The 8600-nt window shown below is 49.5% G+C and carries 8 protein-coding genes; 1 reads left to right on the forward strand and 7 read right to left on the reverse strand.

Annotated features, from left to right (window positions below; genetic code table 11):
* The 7 genes from GF404_07575 to GF404_07605 all read right to left on the reverse strand — a co-directional run.
* The coding region (locus tag GF404_07575) for a 4Fe-4S dicluster domain-containing protein (GenBank protein MBD3382039.1) at positions 1-692 on the reverse strand (692 nt) is incomplete at its 3' end.
* A gap of 35 nt (positions 693-727) precedes the next feature.
* A complete protein-coding gene (locus tag GF404_07580; GenBank protein MBD3382040.1) occupies positions 728-2338 on the reverse strand; it encodes a hypothetical protein in 1611 nt (536 codons plus the stop codon).
* Between the two features lie 20 nt (positions 2339-2358).
* Positions 2359-3693 (reverse strand): (Fe-S)-binding protein, encoded by a 1335-nt coding sequence (locus GF404_07585; protein ID MBD3382041.1) that lies wholly within the window; start codon positions 3691-3693, stop codon positions 2359-2361.
* Between the two features lie 20 nt (positions 3694-3713).
* Positions 3714-4361 (reverse strand): nitrate reductase, encoded by a 648-nt coding sequence (locus GF404_07590; protein MBD3382042.1) that lies wholly within the window; start codon positions 4359-4361, stop codon positions 3714-3716.
* 33 nt (positions 4362-4394) lie between these two features.
* The gene (locus tag GF404_07595; GenBank protein ID MBD3382043.1) at positions 4395-5660 is read right to left on the reverse strand and encodes a WD40 repeat domain-containing protein; all 1266 of its coding nucleotides are present in this window, start codon (positions 5658-5660) and stop codon (positions 4395-4397) included.
* A 332-nt stretch (positions 5661-5992) separates the two neighbouring features.
* Positions 5993-7003 carry a methyltransferase gene (locus GF404_07600; GenBank protein ID MBD3382044.1) on the reverse strand — a complete coding sequence of 337 codons (1011 nt, stop codon included), beginning with the start codon at positions 7001-7003 and terminating at the stop codon, positions 5993-5995.
* 13 nt (positions 7004-7016) lie between these two features.
* The gene (locus tag GF404_07605) at positions 7017-7760 is read right to left on the reverse strand and encodes a methyltransferase domain-containing protein (protein MBD3382045.1); all 744 of its coding nucleotides are present in this window, start codon (positions 7758-7760) and stop codon (positions 7017-7019) included.
* Positions 7761-7983: 223 nt separating this feature from the next.
* Between GF404_07605 and elbB the strand changes: the two genes are divergently transcribed.
* A partial coding sequence (gene elbB / locus GF404_07610) for an isoprenoid biosynthesis glyoxalase ElbB (GenBank protein MBD3382046.1) occupies positions 7984-8600 on the forward strand: 617 nt, incomplete at its 3' end.

The following is an 8600-nucleotide window of genomic DNA, read 5'->3' on the forward strand; positions in this document are numbered from 1 at the left end:
CCGCCGACTTCCTCGGAACCATAGACATGATTTATATAGCGATCAGGATACTTGCGGATTCTTTCATGGGCGATCGAGATCAGGTCGGAACGCCTGCCGAAAACCAGCGATTCGGTCGGACATGATTCGACACAACCGGGAAGCTTACCTTCAACTACCCGGAAATGACACAAATGGCATTTCCGAATACGAGGGGTATAAGCTTTATGATATTCATAGGCCGGGATGTTAAACGGACAGGCAATCATACAGTAACGGCATCCGACACAAACGGAAGCATCGTATGTCACCGCGCCCTCGGGAGTTTTTGTAAAAGCGCCAACAAAACAGGATGAGGCGCAGGCCGGCTCAAGGCAGTGATTGCACTGATCCTTGCGAAAGACCGGCGATCCGGAACCTTCCGGCTGGTATTTATTGACAATCGTGAATTTGGCATAATCGGTGCGCCGTTTTTGCTCCAACACCGACAGGTCATCGAACGGCTGTTCCGGGTCGGGCAGGTCGTTGACTTCATTACAACCCGCCTCGCAACTTCGGCATCCGATACACAGGGTAGTATCGTGCAAAACACCATAGCTTTCCGGGTAGCCCTCGAATTCACCGTGACCGGCACCTTTGGCGGTTTTTGGTAGAGCGGTGGCGGCCCCGGCCGCAGCCAGCCATTTTAGAAAATCTCTACGTGATGAACCCATATATATTCACTCTCCTTATCGATCTATCTCAAAAATCAGCGCCCGGCAGTTGTCACTTTCTTGTGACAGCCTTCGCAATCCTGCTTGAGGGGCTCGATATTCATCTCTTCATGACAACCGATACACTGCCGGTGATAGGCCGCCTTCAGGCCCGGCTTGCCCAGTTCCGCCTGCACAAACGGCTCACCGTGACAGCTCTCGCACAGGGGCGGGCGTTTGCCGATCGGGCTGTGATGATGACAGCCCTGGCAGACCACGTCCTCATGGCCGTGGAAATGCGTCGCCAGGTTTGATTCAGCGATATCCCTCATCAGGTGATCGATGATCTTCTGGTGCGGAAATACCGCCGGTTCAAAGCGGTTTTTGAACACCTCGCCTGTGACCATGTCGATCGAAACCGTGTCGGGTATATCTTCGTCAGCAAAACTCAACTGCATTTCAGCCGGTTCCGGTTTAAAGTCATCCAGCGAATCGTAACGATCTTTTTGCTCCGCCAGATTTTTCGGCAATGGCCCGGTATGACAGATATTGCAGGCGTGTTCCGATACGATGTTCTGTTCCATCAGGGCATGGCATCCGGAACATTTCTGAGTTTCTTTTTCGAGTTCATGACAGCCGATACAACTGTGCTGAGAATTCATCTCATGCATGGCGCGCTGAAGCGTAACGCCGTCGCCTTCTTCGCTTCCGAGCACCGTGTGACATTCACTGCAGGCTCTCAAGGTCTGGTGGTGACAGTCACGGCATCTGTTTGTGAAGTTTTCGTGGCCGACATGCGAGAACGGCACTGTCGGCAGACGAGTCAAATCCAGTTCGTCGGTTTCGGCTGATACTATCAAAAAGTCCGGCTGTTCACGAGGAATCCGGGGAGGGTTTTCGACTATATCAAATTCCGCCTGTGCCGGTTTCGAGTGACAGCCCTCACATCGTATTGGAAGGGTGGCATCGGCGGGTACCCGGTCGACGACATCCAGATGGCACTTAATACAATCAAGGTGGGCGGCGACATGATAGTCCGATGCGAAAACCACATCATCAGCCCCGTGGCAGTCGGCGCAATGTCGTTCCTTGCCTTTTATATAGATCAGCTTTTTCAGATCATAGTCGTATTCGTGGTGGCACTTTCCGCATTTTTCCTCGGGAAACAGCTTGTCTGTTTCGCGCACATGAATATAGTGCATCGAATAATCGAAGATCATCGGTTGCTTGACGGAAACGTATTCCTGTTCTTTCTGATGACACTCACCGCAAGTCAACGGTCCGGTCTGTTTGCCGTCATCGGCATAAGACTTGTGACATCCGATACAATTGTCATGATAGAGATCCATGATTTCATCTTTGGTTTTTGCGGAGTCGGTAAGGCGCAAAAAACGCGTCGAGACATAACCTCGTTCGGTTTTGAGATGACACTTGTAACAATCGATACCATCTTTATCGAGTGCTTCTGTATGCAGATCGTGTGGATAGATCACTTCCTCGCGGTCGAGCGGACCGAAATATTTCATATCATTTATCAGCACGAGATCGGAGCGGGGTTCGAGTGCCTGGTCAGCCTGGCTCTCCGAACAGCCTGTCAACATTGCTATTGCGAATAACACAAAAACCGGAACAAATATCGCCCCTATTACCTTTTTGCTATATCTCATAGACCTGTCTCTCCCGCTCTTCAGCCCATATCTTCAGGTTTTTCCATAACGTCGACCATAATTTCGTTGATGAACTTGACATGCATCCCGAGCCCGTAATGCCCGACGATATCTTCGATACCACTGTGGCAATTGTGACAGGGTGTAATAATTACACCAGCGCCGGTTCTCTCGAACTGTTCAGCCTTGACTCGCGTGGAACGCATCCGTGTCGGCTTCCAGGGCGGCCCGCAGTTGATAGTACCGCCTCCCGCGCCACAGCAGTAATTGTGTTCAAAACGAGGGTCGATGTCGGTGAAATTTTCACACAGCTGGTCGATCACGTAACGCAGTTTATGACCAAGTCCGCGACCTCGTACAGTGTTGCATGGATCCTGCACAGTAACGTGCTCTTTATATTTCTCTTTGACCTTGATCCGACCGCTTTTTAATAGATCGTAGTAGAACTCGATCGCGTGCACCATCGGGATCGGCGGGTACTGCCATCCCAGCCAGCGGGGACCGTCATATACCGCACCGCGGAAAGCGTGACCGCATTCGCCCATCACCACCTTCTTAACTTTCAGGCGGGCGGCGGTTTCCCAATGCAGTTTTTCGACTCTGCCCATCACCTCGAAATCGCCGGAATACATCGCCATGTTGCTGTTGTCCCAGCCGTCGGTGGCAGGCATAGTCCAGTCGATTCCGGCCACCGTCATGATCTGCGCCATATTACCCAGGAGCTGGGCTAAAATTTTGGGTTCCGGCGCGATCACCGAGTACATTACGTCAGCACCTTCTTTATCAAGCGGTATGCGCACATTGGGCATCTCGAACTGCGCTTCTTCTTCCTGCCATTGGAGGGTGTCGATCCATTCGTCCTGGTGAACCCACATCTGGTTCATGGTGGCGGCATGGCTGTTGGTGGTGTCCTGCAGATATTTTGGCACCACGCCCAGGAGATTGCAAATCCGCCGCATAACCAGGATCAGGTAAGCGATATCGATACCGAACGGGCAGTACATACTGCACCGCCGGCAGGCACCACATTCGGTGAAGGCAATCCGCGCCATATCCTTGATCTTTTCGGGTTCGACTTTGCCCTTGTTTTTGATCAGTTCCCAGATCGTATCGCGGACCTTCGAGACCGGCGCGAAACGGGGATCGTGATCGCGCGATACATACGTATGACACGCCTCGGCGCAGAGACCGCAATGCACGCAGGTATTCAGGTAGACCTGCAGGCGGGCCGCGCTCTCTTTGTTGAAGACACGCTGGACGACACGCTGTATTTTCTCCGGCGTCAGCTTCTTTATGGATTCATTCAGACCGGCATCGTCTACTTTGCTCTCGTCAAAACCTCTGACTTCAGCCATTAAACCTCCGAAATGCCCCTCTACCAATCACGCGAACTGCGGACATAGCCGAATTCGCTTCCCATATAGGCCCTTGTGAAGGGGAAAAACAACATGTGCGACAGCCATGTAAACGGTATCGCCATCAGCCAGATCGCCCCGGACCAGATATGAATGATAATTATTGTCCTGTAATCAAAAACCTGAAAGCGGGCCAGAAGCCCGGTCACAAACGGCGCCAAAACCAGCGCCATCAAAAGATATTCTTTCCACGAGGATACGTAACGTACCGTCGGGTCGCCGATCCTGCGCGCAATATACATGATCCCGGTGATGATCACGATCAGGGTCATCAAGAGGCTCAAAGCCGGGGGCAGATGCCAGAAATCGAATCCATAGGATTCCTCCCATGACATGACATGACCCAGGGTGAAGATCGGTACCAGGATAAGGCAAATATGAAACAAAAACGACATAAGTGTAAAAGTCGGACGCTTACGCATATTCACACTGCCATACGGTATTATCCAGTGGAAGATCGAACGCACTCCGAACTTCATGCTCAAATAGGGCAGAACCACTTTATCCTTTTTAGTCTGGCTTATGATAGAGATTATGCGGATGATACTTCCAATGATCAACACACCGAATGCTATCCAGACCAGAAGACCGCGCGTGAATTCGTACATGCCCTCATTTTCCTTTCACTAAGTTTACGGAACTCACCCAAGCAGATCGGAGACCTTTTTGACCTCGCGAATATACTTGCCATCCTCGATATATCTCAAAAGCAGATTATTTCCATCCGGTTCGACAACTGGATCCCAGAATTTATCGAACCCGCCCATTTTTAGTGAACCGTCTGCGGCCAGGTGATATTTACCATCTTTTTCGACTTTGGCCAGTACACGGGCAGAGTCGGCCGTGAAGACCGGGTCCCAGACCATATCGAAATCCTGATGCCAGGTTTTTCCGTCAGCGCAGATCGTCCATCGGTTTTCGTCTTTGACTACCGCCGCGGCTCGGTTCCCATCGGGTGAAAACACCGGTTCAAGAACCATGTCACGGAATGTCTGTCCCCAGGGTCTATCGTCGATCACGATCGTCCAGCGTCCGAATTCAACCGAACCGATTGCCGCCAACTTCTTGCCCCCGGGAGCGAACTGCGGTTTCCAGAGTTGCGAGAAACGTGTTTTCCAGATCAATTCGCCGTTTGCGGCCATTCGCCAGGCACCCTCATGTCTTACAGGCGCGACGACTTTCGAGCCATCCGGGCTGAAAACCGGCTCCCAGACACAACCGTATTTCTGCGACCAGTCCCTGCTGTCGACCGAAAGCGAGTAATCGGCAATATCGGTACGTATTTCAGCCGCAACACTGCTGTTGTCGGGGCTGAATATCGGTCGCCAGGTATTGATATATTTACTGTCCCAGGCTTTTCCGTCGACCGCCACAGACCAGACACCTTCAAAGAACTTGAAAACATCGGCCTCGCCCAGGGGTTCGACCTGTACAGTTGCGGCTGTATGCTTGCCGTCGGGGCTGAGCGTAAAATCCCGCATGGCCTGGAAACGATTTTCCCAGGGTTTGTCGTCGACAACTACGCCGTATTCAAATTCGCTTTTATAAGCCAGCGCGATGGCCGGGCTGTTTTTGGCAAACTGCGGGTTCCAGATGAACTCGAAGCGGTTTTCCCAGGGCTTGCCGTCCACAACCAAAGTCCACATATCATCGATACGCGCCAGGCAGATTAGATGACCATGCGGAGTAAAACGCAGGTACCAGGCCAGTTCAAACGATTCCGGCCATTTTTCGCCGTTGACGATGGCCGTAAAGGTGTCATCCTCAGCCTGACCCAGAACAGCGATTTTATCGCCATCGGGGCTGACAGCGTACTCGTCCACTCGCTTGAACTGGTTTGTGAGGGAATTTATATCGATGATTTCCTGTTTGCCTGTCTGCCAGTTGACCTTGTCAGCGTCTGCCATACCACTCTCCCCGCCCGGGTTGTAGATATGCAACCATACCCGGAGTTTGTGAAGAAACTACCAAGCTATGGTTAAATTTGAGTTTCCGCCTATTAAAATACGCAAGCTTCTGCCATCTCGCTTGAGAATTTTGTAACAAGCATAGAGGGAAATATTAAAACCGGGACAAATAAATGTCAAGCAATAAAGTATAAAAATCATTCCTTATTTGTTTGGTAATAAATAGCTTAACAGTCCAGTATAGATTTCAGATGTTGCTAAATTGCAAAACCTGCAACCTTACACTCAAAAGGATTTATCTCCGCATGTATGGTATTTTTATTTATGCCGTCTTATTTTTTTACTGCTGTTAAAAGCCACATATCTTCATAGACTTTTCGCTTTTTGATCGACTTGAAACCGAGTTTACGAAGCTTAGTGATGAATTTTCCAATCGGGTAAACCCTGCGATCTGTTGAAATGAGTTTCCAGAATAGCCTTTCCAGAGGTGCGGTGAGGTCATCGGAGAAAAAAATGTCTGCCATAATTAGTTTTCCACCGAACGGTAGCCGCGGGTAGATATGATCGAGCAGTTCATAGAGCGGAGTCCCGATATCCGAGGTCAGGATATGATCGTAACCATCCGGAATATCTTCGAAGATATCGCCGGTTTGTGTATCGATTCTGTCCTGAAGCTTATTGTTGCGAATGATTTTTCTGGCTGTCCTGCAGACCGGTTCGATATCCAGGATTGTGGCCTTAAATCCTCTGTGTTTCTTCGCCAGCGCGATGGTCATCACCCCTGAGCCGCCGCCTATATCCAGAAGCTGTTTACATCTTGAGAGATCAACCATATCAGCTAATCTTCCGGCATGAGGTTGATGATAATAATAGAGCATATATGTGAAATCGCGCGCCCGTTTCGGATCTTTTTTCATCGCCTCGACATAATCCTCGCTTTTTGTCGCGCGGATCTGGTCAGAGCTTTTTCCGCTTTCGAGGACTTGCATGAGACAACTGAAACTCTCCAGCTCAGCGATCATTTCAGCAGAATAGCACCTGGTCCATTCTTCTGACCTTATTTTGACGAAATATTTTTCCGCCAGCTTCGTATTTGAAAACCTGCCGTCTTTTTTCCAAAGCATCCCCAGCCCGACCAGAGTCCCCAGGAAAAAATCGCGGTAGTTGGCATGGATCCCGGTCCGTTTACCGATCTCGCCGGAGGTCAGTTTCTTGCCGGAGAGTTTGCGAAACAGCCCGAATTTCTCAGCGGCGATTATTACTGCCGAGGCGCGATGAGCGCTCTGGAGATCCAGTTTCTCGAGGACATTTTTAGGCAGTTTGTCGAGTGTCAGTAGCTCCATAGATCACCTGTTTTTATCTACCTTTCTTTCCAAATATGTACATTAGTCTGCTGTCAACACTGACTGGATCATCTTTTGTCGAACCGAATGCTTCAATCTCCGTAAATCCAGCAGATTTCATCATTGGCAATAATTCATGTAAAGAGTACATTCTTAAGTCAGTTGTGTATCGCTTTTCATCTTTATCCTGAATGAAACTCCATTTTGCAACCATCCGGGAACTGCTGTAATCGAATGTCCTGTATAGCAGGATAAGTATGTCATCCAGTTTTTGCCATTCCCTGCTATCAAAATACTTCAAAATCCAATCGCGATTGACAGTATTAAGAAGAAAAATGCCACCCGGTTTCAAAGACTGATAAGCTTTTTTCAACGTCAGCAAATCATCGGACTCTTTTTTGAAGTACCCAAATGATGTCCCGAAATTTATGGCGGCGTCGAAGCGGTTTCTGTAAGTAATCTTGCGCATATCAGCATGTTTTAACGTGATCTTCAACTTCTTCTGTATGGCTGTATGCGACAGCTCTTCAAGATACTCCCTCGTGACATCTACTCCTGTCACGCACACGCCTTTTTGGGCCAAAGGAAGCGATATCCGACCGATACCGCAGGGACAGTCAAGAAATTCACTTCCCGCCTTGAGGTTGAGCTTCCTGATTATATAACGCACATCGGCATTGGTGGTTCTGGCAGGGATAGTATCGAATACTGGTCTGAAATCAGAAAAGAATTCCTTCCACCAGATCTGCTTTTTCATATGTTTTTCTCCTTGAGCAGTATCGTAATATGAATTTGATCCATTCGTGAGTCAAAATAAAACTAAACTGATATTATTGGAGCATGGTTGAGCATCATGATAACCTTCTGATTCAAGTCGCTTGACAGTTGTAACGGAACTGTATACTTTTATAAATCAAATGGACAGAAAATAAGGGAGGCAGGTGCATGCCTGCCAGATCTGGATATGAAAGGAGTCTATTATGAAGAAAGTCGCAGTTATTCTCGCCGGATGCGGCGTGTTTGACGGTTCCGAGATATACGAGGGCACACTTACACTCCTGTACCTTGATCAGAACGATGCCCAGGTGACTTGTTTTGCTCCACAGAAAAAGCAGTATCATGTTATAGACCACACCAGGAGTGAACCGGTCGAGGAAGAAAGCCGTGATGTCTACACCGAGTCGGCCCGTCTGGCCAGGGGCAATATAAAGCCGATTACCGAACTGAAGGTCGATGACTTCGACGCGGTCGTATTTCCGGGCGGTTTCGGGGCTGCCAAGAATCTCTGCACTTTCGCTTTCGACGGTCCCGACTGCGAGATCGACAGCGAAGTCGAACGGGTGATCAAGGATACTCTCGAAAAGAAAAAAGTCCTCGGCACTATCTGTATTTCCCCGGCTACCGTGGCCCGTGCGTTGAAAGATTCCGGCAAAAATCCGAAGCTTACGGTTGGCACCGACCAGGGTACTATGGATGCTCTCAAGGCGATGAATGCTGAGCCGGTCGCCAGGGAAGTGAGCGAAATTGCTGTTGATGAAGACAACAAGATCGTCTCGACCCCGGCCTATATGCTTGGACAGCGGATTTCAGAAGTTGC

This window comes from Candidatus Zixiibacteriota bacterium (genome assembly GCA_014728145.1).
GTDB lineage: Bacteria > Zixibacteria > MSB-5A5 > JAABVY01 > JAABVY01 > WJMC01.